Source organism: Nonomuraea sp. NPDC049480 (genome assembly GCF_044465905.1).
Taxonomy (GTDB): domain Bacteria; phylum Actinomycetota; class Actinomycetes; order Streptosporangiales; family Streptosporangiaceae; genus Nonomuraea.
Genome location: NZ_JBITMD010000036.1, coordinates 31,708 through 48,066, shown reverse-complemented (window position 1 = coordinate 48,066; position 16,359 = coordinate 31,708). Strand labels below are relative to the sequence as shown.

16 protein-coding genes are annotated in these 16,359 nt (G+C 70.4%); 3 read left to right on the top strand and 13 right to left on the bottom strand.

What is annotated here, in order from left to right; all coding sequences use genetic code 11:
* Window position 1: 1 nt before the first annotated feature.
* From argF to ACIBX3_RS54115, 7 genes are all read right to left on the bottom strand, one after another.
* Complete coding sequence (argF, locus tag ACIBX3_RS54145) at window positions 2-988, bottom strand: ornithine carbamoyltransferase (RefSeq protein WP_397128629.1); 987 nt, start codon at window positions 986-988, stop codon at window positions 2-4.
* Complete coding sequence (locus ACIBX3_RS54140) at window positions 960-2,234, bottom strand: arginine deiminase (RefSeq protein WP_397128628.1); 1,275 nt, start codon at window positions 2,232-2,234, stop codon at window positions 960-962. Before ACIBX3_RS54140 ends, argF begins: the two co-directional genes overlap by 29 nt.
* Complete coding sequence (locus tag ACIBX3_RS54135; RefSeq protein ID WP_397128627.1) at window positions 2,231-3,670, bottom strand: amino acid permease; 1,440 nt, start codon at window positions 3,668-3,670, stop codon at window positions 2,231-2,233. The genes ACIBX3_RS54140 and ACIBX3_RS54135 overlap by 4 nt, the downstream gene beginning before the upstream one ends.
* 115 nt (window positions 3,671-3,785) lie before the next feature.
* Complete coding sequence (locus tag ACIBX3_RS54130) at window positions 3,786-4,112, bottom strand: hypothetical protein (protein ID WP_397128625.1); 327 nt, start codon at window positions 4,110-4,112, stop codon at window positions 3,786-3,788.
* 24 nt (window positions 4,113-4,136) lie between these two features.
* A complete protein-coding gene (locus ACIBX3_RS54125; protein ID WP_397128624.1) occupies window positions 4,137-4,904 on the bottom strand; it encodes an SDR family NAD(P)-dependent oxidoreductase in 768 nt (255 codons plus the stop codon).
* The gene (locus ACIBX3_RS54120; RefSeq protein WP_397128623.1) at window positions 4,886-5,125 is read right to left on the bottom strand and encodes a hypothetical protein; all 240 of its coding nucleotides are present in this window, start codon (window positions 5,123-5,125) and stop codon (window positions 4,886-4,888) included. Before ACIBX3_RS54120 ends, ACIBX3_RS54125 begins: the two co-directional genes overlap by 19 nt.
* A gap of 132 nt (window positions 5,126-5,257) precedes the next feature.
* Window positions 5,258-6,445, bottom strand: coding sequence for a low temperature requirement protein A (locus ACIBX3_RS54115; protein ID WP_397128622.1), 1,188 nt, complete (start codon window positions 6,443-6,445; stop codon window positions 5,258-5,260).
* Between the two features lie 693 nt (window positions 6,446-7,138).
* Here ACIBX3_RS54115 and ACIBX3_RS54110 point away from each other — a divergent pair.
* Window positions 7,139-9,874: a cation-translocating P-type ATPase gene (locus ACIBX3_RS54110; protein WP_397128621.1), complete on the top strand. Its 2,736-nt coding sequence runs from the start codon at window positions 7,139-7,141 to the stop codon at window positions 9,872-9,874.
* A gap of 12 nt (window positions 9,875-9,886) precedes the next feature.
* Here ACIBX3_RS54110 and ACIBX3_RS54105 read toward each other — a convergent pair whose 3' ends face one another.
* The 5 genes from ACIBX3_RS54105 to ACIBX3_RS54085 form a co-directional block, all read right to left on the bottom strand.
* A complete protein-coding gene (locus ACIBX3_RS54105; protein ID WP_397128620.1) occupies window positions 9,887-10,813 on the bottom strand; it encodes a hypothetical protein in 927 nt (308 codons plus the stop codon).
* Window positions 10,810-11,304, bottom strand: coding sequence for a hypothetical protein (locus ACIBX3_RS54100; RefSeq protein ID WP_397128619.1), 495 nt, complete (start codon window positions 11,302-11,304; stop codon window positions 10,810-10,812). The genes ACIBX3_RS54105 and ACIBX3_RS54100 overlap by 4 nt, the downstream gene beginning before the upstream one ends.
* Window positions 11,305-11,307: 3 nt before the next feature.
* Complete coding sequence (locus tag ACIBX3_RS54095; RefSeq protein ID WP_397128618.1) at window positions 11,308-12,531, bottom strand: macrolide family glycosyltransferase; 1,224 nt, start codon at window positions 12,529-12,531, stop codon at window positions 11,308-11,310.
* Window positions 12,528-12,686, bottom strand: a complete 159-nt coding sequence (locus tag ACIBX3_RS54090; RefSeq protein ID WP_397128616.1) for a hypothetical protein — start codon at window positions 12,684-12,686, stop codon at window positions 12,528-12,530. The genes ACIBX3_RS54095 and ACIBX3_RS54090 overlap by 4 nt, the downstream gene beginning before the upstream one ends.
* Before the next feature lie 593 nt (window positions 12,687-13,279).
* Window positions 13,280-13,765, bottom strand: coding sequence for an Ohr family peroxiredoxin (locus ACIBX3_RS54085; protein ID WP_397128615.1), 486 nt, complete (start codon window positions 13,763-13,765; stop codon window positions 13,280-13,282).
* Between the two features lie 537 nt (window positions 13,766-14,302).
* Between ACIBX3_RS54085 and ACIBX3_RS54080 the strand changes: the two genes are divergently transcribed.
* Both ACIBX3_RS54080 and ACIBX3_RS54075 read left to right on the top strand, forming a co-directional pair.
* On the top strand, window positions 14,303-15,121 hold the full coding sequence (locus ACIBX3_RS54080; RefSeq protein ID WP_397128614.1) for a universal stress protein: 819 nt from the start codon (window positions 14,303-14,305) through the stop codon (window positions 15,119-15,121).
* A 37-nt stretch (window positions 15,122-15,158) separates the two neighbouring features.
* Window positions 15,159-15,362 carry a hypothetical protein gene (locus tag ACIBX3_RS54075; protein ID WP_397128613.1) on the top strand — a complete coding sequence of 68 codons (204 nt, stop codon included), beginning with the start codon at window positions 15,159-15,161 and terminating at the stop codon, window positions 15,360-15,362.
* Here the strand turns inward: ACIBX3_RS54075 and ACIBX3_RS54070 are convergent.
* Window positions 15,331-16,152: a sigma-70 family RNA polymerase sigma factor gene (locus ACIBX3_RS54070; protein ID WP_397128682.1), complete on the bottom strand. Its 822-nt coding sequence runs from the start codon at window positions 16,150-16,152 to the stop codon at window positions 15,331-15,333. The genes ACIBX3_RS54075 and ACIBX3_RS54070 overlap by 32 nt on opposite strands.
* Between the last annotated feature and the right edge of the window lie 207 nt (window positions 16,153-16,359).

The window sequence follows — 16,359 nt, the reverse complement described above, 5'->3', positions numbered from 1 at the left end:
GTCACTCCCCCAGCGCCGCGACGAGCAGGGCTTTGATCGTGTGCAGCCGGTTCTCCGCCTGCTGGAAGACGACGGAGGCGGCTGATTCGAACACCTCGTCGGTGACCTCGGCCCCGGCGAGTCCGTAGCGCTGGTGGATCCGCCGGCCGAGCTCGGTAGTGGTGTCGTGCACGGCCGGGAGGCAATGCAGGAACCGCGTGTCGGGACGGCCCGTGGCGGCCATCACCTCCGCCGTGACCCGGTAGGGGGTGAGAAGCGGGACGCGCCGGTCCCACTCGGAGTCGGCCTCGCCCATGCTGACCCACACGTCGGTGTAGACGAAGGCCGCGCCGTCGAGCGCCCTCGCCAGGTCGTCGGTGACCGATATCCGGGCGCCGCTGGCCAGCGCCAGGCGCTCGGCCTCCTTCACGAGCGTCTCTGGAGGGCTCAGCTCGCGGGGCGCGGCGATGCGTACGTCCATGCCGAGCATGGCCCCGGTGACGAGCAGCGACCGGGCGATGTTGCCGCGACCGTCGCCGGCGAAGCAGTAGCTGATCGCCTCGACCTCGCCGGGCTGGTGTTCGCGCATCGTCAGGACGTCGGCGAGCATCTGAGTCGGGTGCCACTCATCGGTGAGCCCGTTCCAGACCGGCACTCCGGCGTGCCTGGCCAGCTCCTCGACGGTCTCCTGGGCGAACCCGCGGAACTCGATCCCGTCGAACAGGGCACCCAGCACCCGCGCGGTGTCCGCGACGCTTTCCTCCCGGCCCAGATGCGATCCCGACGGTCCGAGGTAGGTGACGTGGGCGCCCTGGTCGTAGGCGGCCACCTCGAACGCGCACCGGGTGCGGGTGGAGTTCTTCTCGAATACCAGGGCGATGTTGCGGCCGGCCAGTGCGGGTCGTTCGCGGCCGGCCTTCCTGGCCTCCTTGAGCGCCGCTGCGCGGCCGAGCAGTTCGAGGAAACCCTCGCGGCCCAGGTCAGTCACGGTGAGCAACGAGCGGGTCATGACGACTCCTTCCCAGAGAGGGGGGGTCACGCAGGATGGGGCAGGTCATGCACCGGGCGCCGCCGCGTCCGCGGCCGAGTTCGCTGCCGGCCAGCGGAATGACCTCAAGGCCGTGCTCGCGCAGCATGGCGTTGGTGGCGGTGTTGCGTTCGTAGCCGAGTACCACTCCTGGAGAGATCGCCAGGAAGTTGTCGGCGTCGTTCCACTGCTCCCGCTCGGCCTCGCGCCGGTCTCCCACGGCGGTGAGGACGCGGACGCTGTCGTCCTCGATCGCCTCGCGCAGGCCGCCGGCCAGCCCTGTCCGGTGCTGGACGTTCCCGTCGGGGGTGAGCAGCCAGACTCGGGCCGCGGCCTGGTCGAAGTAGGGGTAGGCCACGAAGGTGGCGACGTCGACCATCGTGAGCACGGTGTCCAGGTGCATCGTCGAGCGCGCCTTGGGCAGCTCGACGGCCAGCACGCGGCGGGCCAGCCCAAGCGAGAACAGCCGCCGGGCGAGCATCTCCATGCCCATCGGCGTGGTGCGCTCGCCCATCCCGACCATGACGACGCCGTCGGCGATGACGTGGATGTCGCCACCCTCCAACGTGGCCCGGCCGTGATCGAGGTCGTCGTCGCCGTAGACGCTCACGAAGTCGGCGCCGGCGAACAACGGATGGTGCCGATAGACGGTGCGAGTGTTGATCGACTCCTGGCTGCGGGCCGGCTTGGCCATCGGATTGACCGCCACACCCCGTCCGATCCACGCCGCGTTGTCGCGTTGGAACAACGTGTTGGGCAGCGGAGGGAGCACGAAGTCGTCGGTGCCGAGGCTCTGCCACGCGACGCCGGCCCTGCCGGACAGGCTGATCTCCGACTTCACCACCCCGCCGATCAGGTGGTCGGCCAGCAAGACCGGGTCGGTGTCCAGGAACAGCGCCCGCAGCTCTCGGGCCAGCGCCGGTCCGAACCGCTGATCGGTGCACACACGTTCCACGGCGAAGCTTCGACCGGCGTCCGTCGCGAGCGCCTGTGCCAGCAGTTCACCGAACAGGTGCACTCGCACGCCGTGGCCTCTCATCAGCTCGACGAACTCGTCGTGCTCGCGGCGGGCACGATCTGCCCAGAGCACGTCGTCGAACAGCAGCGCTCCGGCGTTGTCCGGGGTCAGCCGATCCAGCTCGAGACCGGGCCGGTGCACGATGACCTCGCGCAGCCGGCCGATCTCGGAATGGATGCCGACCCGCAACGCGACCTGCTCCGTGGTCATCGCGCCACCGCCGGAGTCTCGCCGTAGACACCGCGGCGGGCTTTGACCCACACGTACACGGGCACGCCGAGCAGCAGACAGAACGTCCCGTAGTAGACGGCCGCGTAGCCGCTCCCGGCCAGGGCCCAGAAGCCGAACGCCAGCGCGAGTGCCGAGACGGCGACGTCGCGACCCAGATGCCTGACCCGCAGCCGCCTGCCGTCGGTGCGCAGCCAGTACAGCTGGGCCGCGGCCGACAGCAGGAACGGGACGACCGAAGTGAGCACCGACAAGAGCACGACGGTGATGAACACCTGCTCGAAGCTGGTGTAGCTGACGACGGTGAGCCCCGCGGCCAGCAGCGTGGAGGTGACGATCCCGAACGCCGGAACCCCGGAACGGTTCTGCCGGGCGAAGCGAGCCGGGAACAACCCGTCCCGCGCCGCGGCCCGCGGCATCTCAGCCACGATCAGGGTCCAGCCGACCAGCGCCCCGAAGCCGGACACGATGGCCGCGGCGGCGACCGTGGCCCCCGCCCACTCACCGCCGAAGATGGCGTTGGCCGCGTCGGAGAAGGGCGCGGTGGAGGCGACGAGGTCGTCGTGCGCCACGGTGCCGAAGACGGCGACGGTGCCGAGGAGGTAGACCGCGGCGCAGGCCAGGGTGCCCAGCACGGTGGCCCGGCCGACGTTCCGCCTCGGGTCTCGGACCCGGGCTGCGGCGACCGAGGCGGTCTCGATGCCCAGGTAGCTGAACAGGGCGATGGCGCCGGCCGCGCTGATCGCGCCGAGCCAGGAGGTCCCGCTCGCGTTGAAGTCGCCGAAGTTCGCCGTGTTGATGAACAGCAGGCCGATGGTGGCCATGAACAGCAGCGGGATGAACTTCAGCACCGTCGTGACGACCTGGAACGCGGCGAAGCTGCGCAGTCCCATCAGGTTGACCAGCGCCGGCACGAACAGCCCGGTCAGCGCGATGACGATCGACCACCCGACCTCGTGCTCGGTGTTCCAGAACACCTCGACATAGCCGACCCACGCCACGACGATCGCCGCGTTCCCCGCCCACGCGGTGATCCAGTAGCTCCAGGCGATGAGGAACCCGGCGAACTCACCGAACGCCTCACGGGCGTAGACGTAGGGGCCACCCGCACCGGGCAGCCGCACCGCGAGACCGCGGAACGTCAGCGCCAGCGCGACCGCACCGATCGTGACGAGCACGAACGCCACCAGCGAGATCGGTCCGAACAGCGCCAAGGCAGAGGGCAGACCGAACACCCCGGTGCCGATGACCGAGCCGACCACCAGCGCCGACGCCGTACCCAGCCCGAAGCGGCGCGCACCCGGCTCGGTCTCGGCCGGCGCACCAGGTTCCGGCCCACCGGCCGGGACCGGACGAGGCGGGTCAGGAGGCTGTGCACCGCTGCCCGCCTGTTGCGGCGCTCTGATGCCATGACTCATCACGCACTCCCCCAGGGGGTGCCGGCGATCGGGGCCGGAGCCGACGCGTCCTGGGCGGCCCGGCCTCGGCCACCAACGTGTGCCCATGAGGCTGGTCTTCGCCAGCAGGAAATGCTCATGATCCACCTCTTTCACCACAGATCGGGATCGGTTCGCACACTTGGACCATGCGGCCACCGGATCCGTGACACCGCTTGACGAGCATGCTCCGGTCGCATGCCGTGCCGCTGTCGCCGGTCAGCACGTGCCCGTCGCTGAGCAACGTGAGGAAGCCGTTGGATTCGGCGTAGGCGCGGGTGTACGTGGCGGTCTTGGCCGCCTCGGAGACCGGGACGGTGGCGCTGAAGCGTGCCTCGGTCGTGCCGACCGATGCGGCATGCGGGTCGGTGAAGACGACGCGGGGCACGGCGCTGTAGTCGGCCTCGCGGCGGTACTCAGGCATGAGCTCGCGTTCGAGCAGACGCGACTACCACGTTTGATCGCCGGCGCGAACCAGCATCTCGTTGACAGCGACCCGCCGCTCTCGCGTGACGATGTAGGCGATCGCGTCCGCGACATCCTCCGGCCGCAGCGCTTCAATTCCGCTGACCTGCCGGCGGGCCGCGTCCCGAGTGATCTCGCTGAGGTGGTTCACCAGCTCGGTGTCCACGGTGCCGGGTTCCACCACGCTGACCCGGACGCGCTCGCTGACCAATTCCTGGCGAAGCGACTCGGCGAACGCGTTCAGACCGGACTTGGTCAGGCCATAGACACTGCTCCCGGGACGGACGACCCGGCCGGCCGTCGCGCTGACGTTCACCAGATCCGCCACCTGCCGCGGGGAGGTCGACGCCGCGTAGATCAGGTGCGGGATGGCGGCGTGTGTGACGTGCAGCAGCGCCGCCACGTTGAGCGAGACCATCCGATCCCACTCCTCGATGGTGGTGTGCAGTGCCGTATTGAGCAGCATGATCCCTGCGTTGTTGACCAGGATGTCCAGCCGCCCGAGCCGGTCCAGCGTGTCCTGTACCGCGTCCTCGGCGCGTTCCGGCTCGGTGATGTCGGCCTCAACCGCGACCGCATGTCCGCCGACCTTCGCGATGTCGCTCGCGATCTGGTCCAGGCGGTCGCGGCGACGGGCTACCAGAGCGACCGCGGCGCCCTCGCGGGCCAGCCGGCGCGCCGTCGCGGCGCCGATTCCGCTGCTGGCGCCGGTCACGAGCGCGACGACTCCGTCTAGCGGCTGATCGGACATGACTGCCTCATCTCGTCGGGTCGAGGACGACGCGGAAGGCCGGCGTCGCCGGAGAGCATGTGCTGGTACGCCGTAGGCGCACGGCTCAGCGGGAACATCTCGTTGTGGGAACGGGTGTCGCGGTCGAGCGCGACCCGCAGGTCGTCCTCGTTCTCGATCGCCGAGCCGGTCAAGCTGCCGCGCACGACGCGTTCGCCGGGAATGAGACCGCTCGTCGCCACCTGGATCGGATGGGGGCGGCGCCGAGCTCGGACGAGATCCGCACGAGGCCGGCCGCCCGCGCGTAGGTCGTAGCCGACGTCGACATCGGTACCCGTGCCCGGCGGATCACTCCGGTGTCTCCTGAACGGCCCTCACCGGCGCCGACCACGGACGGTCCCGAAATCCGGCGCCGGCACGCGCACGTGGTTCACGGCGATCGTGACGGCGACCAGCAACACGCAGCTCACCGCGATCGCCGCGACCACACCGTGCACACCGATCCAGGGCACAGCCAGCGGCAGCACCCCGACGACGACCGCGCAGAGCGACAACAGGACGGGATGGATCACAGACTCCGCCACGACCAGCGCGTGCACCATCCAGAGCAGCATGAGAAACACGCCGACCGGGATCGCGACCGCGTAGCCGACAGTGAACGGTCCGGCGATGCTTCCGTGCCCGCTCTGCTCGACCGCGACCTCAAGACCGGCACCGAGAGCGGCCAGCGCCGCGAAGATGCCATAGTGGCCGTACCCCCACAGATATGAACGATCGCGGCGACCACTGAGCCCTTCACCGGCCTCCACCAGGAAATACAGCCACCACAGGCTGAACAGCACCACGAGCCCGGACACAGCGATCACGACGAAGGGACTGCTGATCTCGCTTGTTTTCAGCGCTGCCGCGACACCTCTGGACACGGCGAGCACGCTCTCGCCGAGCAGGATGATCGTGAACAGGCCATAACGCTCGGCGATGTGGTGCGGGTGCCAGGTGGTGGGCTCGGCCCGCTCCGCCCACAGCGGCACCGCGAGCTCCAAGAGCGCCAGGAGAACGAAGAGCGGCAACTCGGCGCTCACGGGCGCGAGCACCGAGTGATACAGCCAGCCCACCGTGACGACGGAGATCCCGACCGCGTAGCGCAGCGCGGTGCGACGGCGCGCCGGGTCCTCCAGACCGGCCCGCAGCCATAGGACGACCAGGCCGATCCGCATGATGACGTAGCCCAGCGTCACGAAACCGAAGTCGGCGTGCTCGGCCGCGGCCGGTACCCCGGCGGCCAGAACCAGCACGCCGGCCATCTGCACCATGGTCAGCACCCGATAGCCGACGTCGTCGGTGTCGTAGGACGAGGCGAACCAGGTGAAGTTCATCCACGCCCACCAGATCGCGAAGAAGACCTGCAAGAACGGGACGATCCCATCGAGCGCGTGCCCCTGGATGATCTGGTGGGCGAGCTGGGCGGTGACGGCCGCGACCGCGACCACGAAGGTGAGGTCGAACAGCAGCTCCAGCTGGCTGGAGACGCGATTCGGCTCGTCTATGGGACGCGCCCTCATCCGGATCCGAATCCTGATACTGGCTGGTGGCAAGACCTCGCTCCTGTCGCTCCGTGAGACCGTCCTCCTGTGAGACAGGACAGCCGCCCGGTTTGTGACAGCTCAGCGCCGGGGATCGTCCGGACCTGCGCCGCGTCACCCCGCGGCGGCATTGTCACGTACCGAGGCGATGACGCCCCTGGTCACATTGCCGCCGAACAGCCCCGGCGCGCCGCCGCACCGGCACTCCGGACCGGCGGGGACGTGATCCACTACCAGGACGGCAACCATCTCGCCGAGGAGGAATCGGCGTTCGTGGTGACGATGTTCCGCGCGCCCGGACAGCCGATGCTGACCGTGGTCGGCCCGGAGGAGCTGGAAGCCCGGCGAGACCGTCGGGCGCCGCGAAGGCCGTCGGTGCTCATTCAGGAAATGAGGCGACCGGACTGCGAAGGTCGGAGACCCCGGCGCGCCTCCGGTCAGTCGCCACGACACGCTGATCCTCACACCGAAGCCATGGAGACTGTCACAACCCCGCCGGTCGTCCGGTCCTAGGAGGGTGAGCGGACCCTTCGCATCCCCCTCCTCAAGAAGCTCTCTTCGGTAAGGACGCCGAGTCCCCAACCGCTGGACCGAGGCCGCGATCCACTGCGAAACCATGAGGCCACACCGCCGGCTGGGGAGACGGCCACGCGGCCACCGGAGGACGACCACATGATCGAACCGGATCGAACGCCGTGGCACGCGCTGCCGGCCCACGATGTCGCCGTCATGCTCCACGCTGCCCCGGAACAGGGCCTGTCGACCAGCGAGGCGACGCGACGACTCGAACGCTATGGCCCGAATCACCTGCGGGAGGCGGTCCGCGAACCGCGCTGGCGGGCTTTCCTGCGCCAGTTTCAGGACCTGATGATCCTGATCTTGCTCGCCGCCGCCGTGGTCAGCCTGCTGATCTCCCGGGAGTGGGAGACCCCGCTCGCCATCGCCGTGGTCGTGCTGCTGAACGCCACCATCGGCTTCGTACAGGAGTCCCGCGCCGAAGCCGCGCTGGAGGCCCTGCGGACGATGGCCTCCACCACCGCGACCGTGCGGCGCGACGGCCGGCTCGCCCGGCTGCATGCCGAGAACCTGGTTCCCGGTGACGTGGTGATCGTCGAGGCCGGCGACCTGGTGCCGGCGGACGGGCGGCTGTTGTCCTCGGCCTCGCTGGAGGTGCGGGAGGCGGCGCTGACCGGAGAGGCACAGCCGGTCGCCAAGTCCGCCGCCGACCGCGTCGAGGAGGACGCGCCGCCGGCCGACCGTACCAACGCGTTGTTCATGAACACCTCGGTCGCCCGGGGCCGGGGCGAGATGCTGGTCACCGCCACCGGTATGGCGACCGAGACCGGCCGGATCGCCGGCCTGCTCGCCACGGCCAAGCCCGCCCCGACCCCGCTGCAACGGCAGATCAGCGCGCTCGGCCGGACCCTGGCCCTCATCTGCGCCGTCCTGGTGGTCATCGTGGCCGTGCTCGGACTGGCGCGCGGGCAAGAGTTCGGCGTGCTGTTCATCACCGCGGTCTCGCTGGCCGTGGCCGCCATCCCCGAAGGGTTACCGGCGGTGGTGGCCTTCACCATGGCCATGGGCACCGACCGGCTCGCCCGCCGCGGCGCCATCGTCAAGCGGCTGTCCTCGGTGGAGACGCTCGGCAGCACCTCCCAGATCTGTACCGACAAGACCGGCACGCTGACCCTCAACCAGATGACCGCCCGGGAGCTCGTCCTGGAGCAGCGGCGCTTCACCGTCTCCGGCCGCGGCTACGCCACTGACGGGCGGATCCGCTCCACCGACGGACTCCCGCCACCCGACACCCTGGACCAGGCGTTGACCGCGATGGCGCTGTGCAGCGACGCCGTGGTCCGCGACGAGGAAGAGGTGGTCGGCGACCCCACCGAAGCCGCCCTGGTCGTGCTCGCAGAGAAGGGCGGCATCGACGTCGAGGCACTGCGTCGGCAGCACCCGCGCCTGGCGGAGATCCCGTTCGACGCCGACCACAAGTTCATGGCCACCTTCCACCACTGGACGGGCGACGACGAGCGGCCCGTCGTACGCTGCTTCGTCAAGGGCGCGCCGGACGTCCTGGCCGCACGGGCCACCCGTTACCTGGGCCCGGACGGGATCGCCGCGTTCGACGCGGAGGCCCGGCGACGCCACGACGAGGCCAACGCGGCCCTGGCCGGACGCGGCCTCCGGGTACTGGCCGTGGCCCGCCAGGACTTCCCCGCCGACGGCTTCGACACCGGCGACGACGCGACGCGGCTGCTGGACCGGATCGTCCTGATCGCCTTGGTCGGCATCGTCGACCCGCCCCGCCCGGAGGCGCGGCAGGCCATCGCGCAATGCCACGACGCGGGCATCCGGGTCCGCATGATCACGGGTGATCACCTGGTCACGGCCGCGGCCATCGCCCGCGACCTCGACATCCCCGGCCAGGCCGTCACCGGCGCCGAACTCGACCAGATCCCCGACGACACCGAACTGGCCCGCCGTCTGGACGACATCGGCGTCATCGCCCGGGTCTCACCCGAGCACAAGCTCCGCATCGTCGGCGCCCTGCAGGCCCGCGGCGACGTGGTCGCGATGACCGGCGACGGCGTCAACGACGCCCCCGCGCTCCGCCAGGCGGACATCGGCGTCGCCATGGGCCTGACCGGGACAGAGGTGACCAAGGAAGCGGCGACCATGGTCCTCACCGACGACAACTTCGCCACCATCGTGAGCGCCGTACGCGAAGGACGCGGCATCTACGAAAACATCGTCAAGTTCACCCGCTTCCAGCTCTCCACCGCGCTCGGCTTCGTCCTGACGTTCCTGATCACCTCGCTGACCGGCCTCGCCGACGGCGCCCCGTTCACCGCCCTGCAGATCCTCTTCGTCAACCTCATCATGGACGGCCCGCCCGCGATGTCGCTCGGCGTCGACCCGGTGAGCCCGGACGCGATGAGCCGGCCACCTCGCCCCGCACGCGAAGCCATCCTCACGCGCGAGCGCCTCATCCGCATCCTGCTGACCAGCGCCATCATGGCGACCGGCACCACCGCCGTCCTCGCCTGGGCGCCGGGGCCCGCCCCTGCCGCGGGCCAGGCCGGCGTCGCGGGCACGATGGCGCTGGTCACCTTCGTCTTCTTCCAGGCGTTCAACCTGCTCACCGTCCGCCACCCCACCCGCAGCCTGTTCCACCGCGAGACCCTGCACAACGCCGGCCCGCTGCTCGCCACCCTGGCGGTCGTCGCCCTGCTGCTGCTCATCGTCGAAGTGGACGCCCTGCACGGCTTCTTCACCACCACCGATCTCACCTCCGGACAGTGGCTGGCCTGCCTGGCCGTCGGCTCGGTCGTGCTGTGGCTCGGCGAACTCGTGAAGGCTCTGCTCCGCGCCCGCGACCGCCGTCAGGGCGTCCACGGCGCATAAGCCGAGCCGCCGTCAGGGAGACGGCTTCCGGGCTCCGCGGTGGGCGCGGACGAGGGCGATCACGATGTCGGTGGTGCGGTCAAGATGGCTGCGGCCGTCGGGCAGTCGCGCCTCCGGGCTGATGTAGCTGTTGCGCCCGACGTGGGTGGCCGGGTCGAGCCGTCGTGTGGTGATTCTTCCGTCGCGGCGGGTCCTGTTCCAGGCACTGCGGCGGAACAGCCGCCAGCGTTGCGGGAAGATCCAGGTGCAGACCCGCTCGATCCAGTCGTGGTCACTGGTGAGCTGGTACAGGTGGTCAGCGTGGGTGAGATCGTTGGCGCCGTTGTGGAACCCGCCGATAGTGATCAACAGCAGCGGAGCACGCAACCGGGCGTGCAGCTCCGCGACCGCGCCAATGGCGACCTGGGCGCCACCGCTGTAGCTGAGCAGCACCACGGGGATGCCGCTGCCGGGCCGGTAACCGGCCCGGCGCAGCTGGTCGGCGATCTGGGTGCCCACGGCGCGGTTGTACAGCGGACGGTAACGGTGGTCGGCGGCGACGAAGATCTGCACGACGTTGTGCAGGAACAGCAGCAGCCCGACGCGGTGGCGGAGCCACTCCCACACAGGCCGGTTGACCAGCGGGGCGGCGAGCGGGGAGTAGGGCTGCACCTGACCCAGCACCCGCAGCTCCGGCGCCCCGGCGATCAAGGCCTCGACCAGCTTGCCCCCGTCACGGGTGTCGCGGGCGCGACGTTTGCCGATGCCGTCCAGATAGACCAGGTACGCGTCCGGTGGGCGGGCCGGATCCGCGCCCCGGGCATAGGGCATGCCCTGCGGGAGCTCGGTGGTGGGAGCCCGCCAGCCGGCGGCGTACGCCAGCACTTCGTACCGGGCGAGCAGTGCCTCGGCGAGCAGGATCGGACCGAGCACCAGGACCAGGAGCGGGAATTCGGTCATGTGGCCGCCTCCCTCATCCCGGTGATGGCACTGATCTTCACCACCAGGCGACGGACCACCTCGACGGCGGCACCGAGCCCGAATCCGGCGACGGCCACACAGCCGGCGGCGGCCCACCAGCCCAGCCCGGTCGCCGCGGCGAGGGGGGCCACCAGGCCGGCCCCTACCGCCACGAGCAGCAGCAGGTGCAGCAGCGGCCCGAGCAGCGGGAACGCGAGGATGGCGGCGAGCAGCAGCGGAACGACCCGATCGGGTGTCCAGGTGAACGAGGCGACGCCGGACAGGGGCGCGGACAACGTCAGCTCGGCGAGCGTCCATGCGGTCAGCGGCCACAGCGCGAACACCGCGCCCTCGACGACGGCGCCGATCAGCAGAAGCGGGATCAGTTGGGGCCGCGACGTGCGGGGACGGCGGGCGATCAGGGGCAGGAGCCGTCCGACGGCCTCGGACAGCCCGGCCAGCAGCAAGAGGATGATCACGAGGGGTGACATCGCTCAGCGCTCCTGCGGTGAATCCGCCGGGGCGGGCCGGCTGCCACGGCCGCCCGCTCGCAGGTAGCGCTCGAGTTCGTCGGCGGCGCGCAGGTAGCCGCCGGCCTCGCGTTGGGCGACCTGCAGGCCGTCCGCCGCGGCCTGGAAGCGCGGCTCGTCGAGCAGACGCCGGGCCAAAGTTCGTATGAGTCCCGGGCCCGCGTCCCTGGGGTGGATCGTCAGGCCGGCGCCGAGCTGCACGACTCGGCCGGCCACGAGCGGCTGATCCGCGCCCTGGGGGATCACCAGCATCGGCACCCCGTCGTACATGGCCTCGTTGACGCTGTTCATGCCGCCGTGCGTGACGAACAGCGCGGCCCGGGCCAGCACCTCGGTCTGCGGTACGAAGCGGCGCGCGATCACGTTGTCCGGCAGCGGGTCCAGCACGGCCGGATCGTTCTGCCCAGTAGCGATGACCACCGTGCCGGCCAGCGGCGCGAGCGCGGTGACGAAGTTGCGCAGCGGCCGCGGGCCCGCGTTGAACACCGTGCCCAGCGAGGCGTACAGCACGGGGGCCCGCAGGCGATCGACCGGGAACGACGGGTCACGCGGGCGGGCGCCCAGACTGGGGCCGACGAACTGGAACGACTCGTCGAAGATGCCGGCGCCCGGCTGGAAGTCACGCGAGGTGAAGACCAGGTTGAGCGGCTGGCGCACGTTGGCGAGGTCGAACCGCGGCAACCCGCGAGTGTCGTAGCGGCGCCCCAGCTTCCACCGAGACCGCAGATAGTCGCGGGCGCTGCGGGGATGGGTCGCCGCCTGGGCCAGCAGCTTCCATGACAGGCGGGTGGGGCTGGGCGCATAACGGTTGTACGCGAATGTGGTGAACAGCGATACCGCCGGCACGTCGAGTTCGCGGGCGGCGACCGCGCCCCAGAAGCAGGCCGAGTCGTGCACGATCAGGTCAGGCCGGATGTCACGCAACTCCGAAAGCACCCGAGGCAGCAGATCCACCGCGGTGCGCGCGATCCCGTCCAGCATCGTGACCGGCATCGGCGGATCGGCCAGCGGCCGGTCAGCCTCGGGGTAGAGGCACACGGAAGCACCGGCGGCCGCGATCTCCTCCGAGAACACGGACGAGATGTGATACGTGACCGAATGACCACGCCGAACGAGCTCGGCCACGACCGGCAGCGTCGGGTTGACGTGCCCGTGCATCGGGATGTTGAGGAACGCGACGGTGCTCACTGGACGGCCCCCGCCGCGTACCCGATGCCGGCATGCGCGGCCCCGAGCACTCCCCCGCCACCGATCACCGCCGCCACGGGACGGGGCAGGACGTGCGGGCCCGCCGCTTCTGGTCGGTCCGGCGAGGACGCGTGAATCCCCTCATCGTGTGTCATGGCCTGACGCCTCCCATGACTGCGGCCACCCGGCAAGGAGCCGTGGAAAGCCGAGGAGGCCGATCTCCGGCGATGTGTCTCCCACATGATCCGCCCTTCTCACCAGCGCGTTGAATCGGATAGGTGCCTCAGCTAAGACCAGGCGGCCACCGAACATGTGACGCCTTCGGCGCTGTCCGGGGCGATCAGGGCCGGGGCGTCACACGGCCGGCTGGTGGCCGGTCTTACTCACACGAGTCGAGCATCACGCGCTCGGCTGCGGCTCCGGCGCGAACCTTCTCCGATCTCCCGTCCGCCGGAGCCGCCATCCCCACGCGGAACAGGACAGAGTCATGACCAGTCCCCCACCCACGCAGCCCGCCGCACCATGAGATGGCCCCTCACCGCGGTGCCGATCCTCGCCGCAGTCGCTCTCATCCTGGCGAGCTGGAGCACCCCAGGACCATCACACACGTGATCAAGCAGGCCGTGGCGGGCCGCGAGGCACGCGAGGGATGCGTCCGGGGCCCTGAACGCTGGTGGAGCGTCATGGGACATCGGACGAAAAATGCTCTCGCGTCCAGTGGAGTCATGGATCGTGCCGAGGCGCGCGCTCAGGAGGTGAGGTTGATGGTGGCGGGGATTCCGTGGCGCGCCATCTTGGCGTAGGGGCACAGCGCGGTCGCCTGGGCGAGCAGCGGGGTGGCCGTGTCGCGGTCTACTCCGGGCCAGGTCACGACGAGGTCGGCGCGTAGCTGGTAGCCGCCGTCGGCCGGGTCGCGGCCGAAGGTGACGGTTGCCTCCACCGTGATCGGCACGGGGTCGAGGAGGTGCTGCCGGGCCAGCAGGCTGAGGGCGCCCTGGAAGCAGGCGGCGTATCCGGCGGCGAAGAGCTGTTCGGGGTTCGGGCCGAGGTTGTCGCCGCCCAGTTCCTCGGGCATGCGCAACTCCAGGGCGAGAGCGCCGTCGGCTGAGCGGACCCGGCCGGAGGCACGGGCATGGGCGGAGTTGCCGCCGGTCACGGCGACGCGCGTGGCGTAGAGCGGTTTGAACACCGACCCGCTGTAGTCGTGCTCCGTGGACAATGTGCGGTCATTCATCGGTACGCCTTTCAACGGCACGTGAGGTGCCCGTGGTAGGGCCGCGCTGGTCATAGGGTGATGCCGGCGCCGCAACTCGCTGGGGTTCAGCACGGTCCACACCGCGATGATCGCGGCTCCGGCGACGTTCACGCCGGCCACGCCAGCGGCGAATTCGACACATCCTGCTCCCGGCTCGACCCGCATCGGTGGTCGTACCTCTCTGGACAGGACGCCCAGGCAAACCGTGACAGAAACGCGAACTACCTCGGGCACCGGCATGAATGTCACAACTCGCGCCGCCACTCGGTCTTGCTTGCGGAGGTACCTTCGCCGATTCAGCCAAAGGAGCACGATGCACGCGGATCGTCGGGCAGGCGTCGGCCGAGTACTCCGCGGGCCTTGAGGCCCGATCCCGCCGATTCCGGTCGAGCTCGCGGCGCTGATGCGCGAGGTCTTAACCGTCGGAAAGTTCCTCAAATGGCCATGACCGGCGACGCAGCCGAAGAAATACCTGGTGGCGCAATGGCTGGCCCGCTGACTGAAAGGACGGCAAGAATGAGCTCTGTTGTCGTGGGTGTGGACGACTCCGAGGACAGCCTGCGGGCGGTGGAGTGGGCCGCCGCCGAAGCCGAACGCCGTCGGCGGCCGCTGCAGATCGTGCACGCCTTCGTCTGGCCTCTCCTGAAAGTACCCCTGGGAGCCGCGCCGGGAGCACCCCCCGAAGGCGGCCTCCGGCACGCCGCCGAACGTATCCTGGCCACCGCGCTGGCCCGCGCGCAACAGGTCGCACCTGCCATCGACGTGACCGCCGACCTGCCGGAAGCCGAGCCGGCCGGCACGCTGCTGCGCCGTTCGCAGCAAGCGGAGCTCCTCGTCGTGGGCAGCCGCGGGCTCGGCGAGATCGGCGGCCTGCTGCTGGGCTCGGTGAGCGCCCGGCTCGCGACCGAGGCGGCCTGCCCCGTCGTCGTCGTACGCGGATCGGTCCGGCCGGGCGGACCCGTCGTGGTGGGCATCGCCGACCCCGGCGAGAGCGAGGCCCTGCTCGCCTTCGCCTGCGCGCACGCCGCCCGGACCGCGGATCCCCTGATGCTGGCGCATGTCGGCGCGGACGGACCGGCCGATCGGAGCCGTCCGCCCCTGCCGAAGCGTGACCTGGTCCGGTGGCAGGAGCGCTTCCCCACGGTCACGTTCCACCAGGAAACGCTGACCGGGCGCCCGGGCAAGGCGCTGACGCAGGCCGCGTCCCAGGCGTCCCTGCTCGTCGTCGGCTCGCACCACCGCCACGAGCTCAGCGCGCTGCTGCACGACTCGGTCAGCCAGAACGTCCTGCACCACGCCGCGTGCCCCGTAGCGATCATCCAGGTCGGTGAATAGGCCTCGAAGATGCGCGCCGCCTCGGCCAAGTAGGTCCGTGACCGCACCCGCGATGGTCGCCGAGTCCGACCAGGCTCGCGAGGCACCGGCAGAGGGTCGAAGGCGGGCGCTCGATGCGGGCGAGCCCTTCGTCGTCATCGCCGGCGACGACCTCATCCTGCTGTTCGCTCTCTGGGCGGCCGTACTTCCACGGACCGGCGGGGGCGGTCTCAGCGACCGCCGTCGCCGGTCCTGCTTCTGAGCGTCGCCGCTTCGGCGTCTTCGCGGCCCTGGCGGCACTCGGTGCCGGGCTCGAAGTGGCGATGGAGCGGAATGGGCGCGACGTCGCGGCCACGGTCTGGACGGCTGCCCGGCGCTGACGGCCCGGCGGCCTGGCGGGCGACATCGGCGGCGAGCAGTTCTTCCAGTTCGGCGAGGTCGCCGGTCTGCGCGGCGGCGAGGAACGTCCGTACGAGGCGCTGGTGCGCGGTGGTGGTCACGCGGTGGATTCGCCCGGTGGCGAGGTGGTGGCGGGCGCGTCGCAGGAGTTGCCGCGTGTGGTCCTCGTTCAGGTGGAGGATCTCGCCGATCTGGCGGTAGGGGTAGTCGAAGGCAATGCGCAGGAGATAGACCGCTCGTTCGGCGGGAGTCAGCCTCTCCAGCAGCAGCCGGACCGCGCCGTCGACCGCCTCGCGCCGCTCGGCCGCCGTCTCGGGGCTGACGGACTGGTCCGTCCTCTCGGGAAGCGAGGGCCCGGCGGAGATCTCCCGGCGCTTGCGGGCGGACTGCGTGACATTGATGGCCAGCCTCGTGGTCGTCAACGCCAGGAACGCGGCCGGGCTGACGACCACCGAGCGGTTGGCGCGGGCCCATCGCAACCATGTCTCCTGCACCACGTCCTCGGCCTCGCCCACGTCCTGCAGGACACGCAGTCCGATCGCAAAAAGCCGGGGCGCGGCGCTGACGAACGCCGGAGCAGCCCCATCCCATCGGCTGACCGGCCAGTCATCGATCTGCTTCGCCTGGTCTCCGCACGGCTCCAACAGGTTCATGGTCACGATCTCGGCTCCGTTCACACCGGCACCCGGCGGATGCCACTGTGATCACGCTCGTTGCTGAGGCCCTCCCATCGCGCCCTGGGTAAACCGTGGTCGGGGCCCTGGCCCGGCTCCCTGGGGTCGGCCAGGGCCCTAGGGGGACCGCGATCGGGTCTCCGCAGGAGTTCGCCGACGCCCCCACCTGACCGCCAAGGCGATGGC

What these genes read in the sequence shown, in the direction of transcription:
- argF (WP_397128629.1), bottom strand. Translation starts at nt 988, where the DNA reads ATGACCCGCTCGTTGCTCACCGTGACTGACCTGGGCCGCGAGGGTTTC.
- ACIBX3_RS54140 (WP_397128628.1), bottom strand. Translation starts at nt 2,234, where the DNA reads ATGACCACGGAGCAGGTCGCGTTGCGGGTCGGCATCCATTCCGAGATC.
- ACIBX3_RS54135 (WP_397128627.1), bottom strand. Translation starts at nt 3,670, where the DNA reads ATGAGTCATGGCATCAGAGCGCCGCAACAGGCGGGCAGCGGTGCACAG.
- ACIBX3_RS54130 (WP_397128625.1), bottom strand. Translation starts at nt 4,112, where the DNA reads ATGCCTGAGTACCGCCGCGAGGCCGACTACAGCGCCGTGCCCCGCGTC.
- ACIBX3_RS54125 (WP_397128624.1), bottom strand. Translation starts at nt 4,904, where the DNA reads ATGTCCGATCAGCCGCTAGACGGAGTCGTCGCGCTCGTGACCGGCGCC.
- ACIBX3_RS54115 (WP_397128622.1), bottom strand. Translation starts at nt 6,445, where the DNA reads ATGAGGGCGCGTCCCATAGACGAGCCGAATCGCGTCTCCAGCCAGCTG.
- ACIBX3_RS54110 (WP_397128621.1), top strand. Translation starts at nt 7,139, where the DNA reads ATGATCGAACCGGATCGAACGCCGTGGCACGCGCTGCCGGCCCACGAT.
- ACIBX3_RS54105 (WP_397128620.1), bottom strand. Translation starts at nt 10,813, where the DNA reads ATGACCGAATTCCCGCTCCTGGTCCTGGTGCTCGGTCCGATCCTGCTC.
- ACIBX3_RS54100 (WP_397128619.1), bottom strand. Translation starts at nt 11,304, where the DNA reads ATGTCACCCCTCGTGATCATCCTCTTGCTGCTGGCCGGGCTGTCCGAG.
- ACIBX3_RS54090 (WP_397128616.1), bottom strand. Translation starts at nt 12,686, where the DNA reads ATGACACACGATGAGGGGATTCACGCGTCCTCGCCGGACCGACCAGAA.
- ACIBX3_RS54085 (WP_397128615.1), bottom strand. Translation starts at nt 13,765, where the DNA reads ATGAATGACCGCACATTGTCCACGGAGCACGACTACAGCGGGTCGGTG.
- ACIBX3_RS54080 (WP_397128614.1), top strand. Translation starts at nt 14,303, where the DNA reads ATGAGCTCTGTTGTCGTGGGTGTGGACGACTCCGAGGACAGCCTGCGG.
- ACIBX3_RS54070 (WP_397128682.1), bottom strand. Translation starts at nt 16,152, where the DNA reads ATGAACCTGTTGGAGCCGTGCGGAGACCAGGCGAAGCAGATCGATGAC.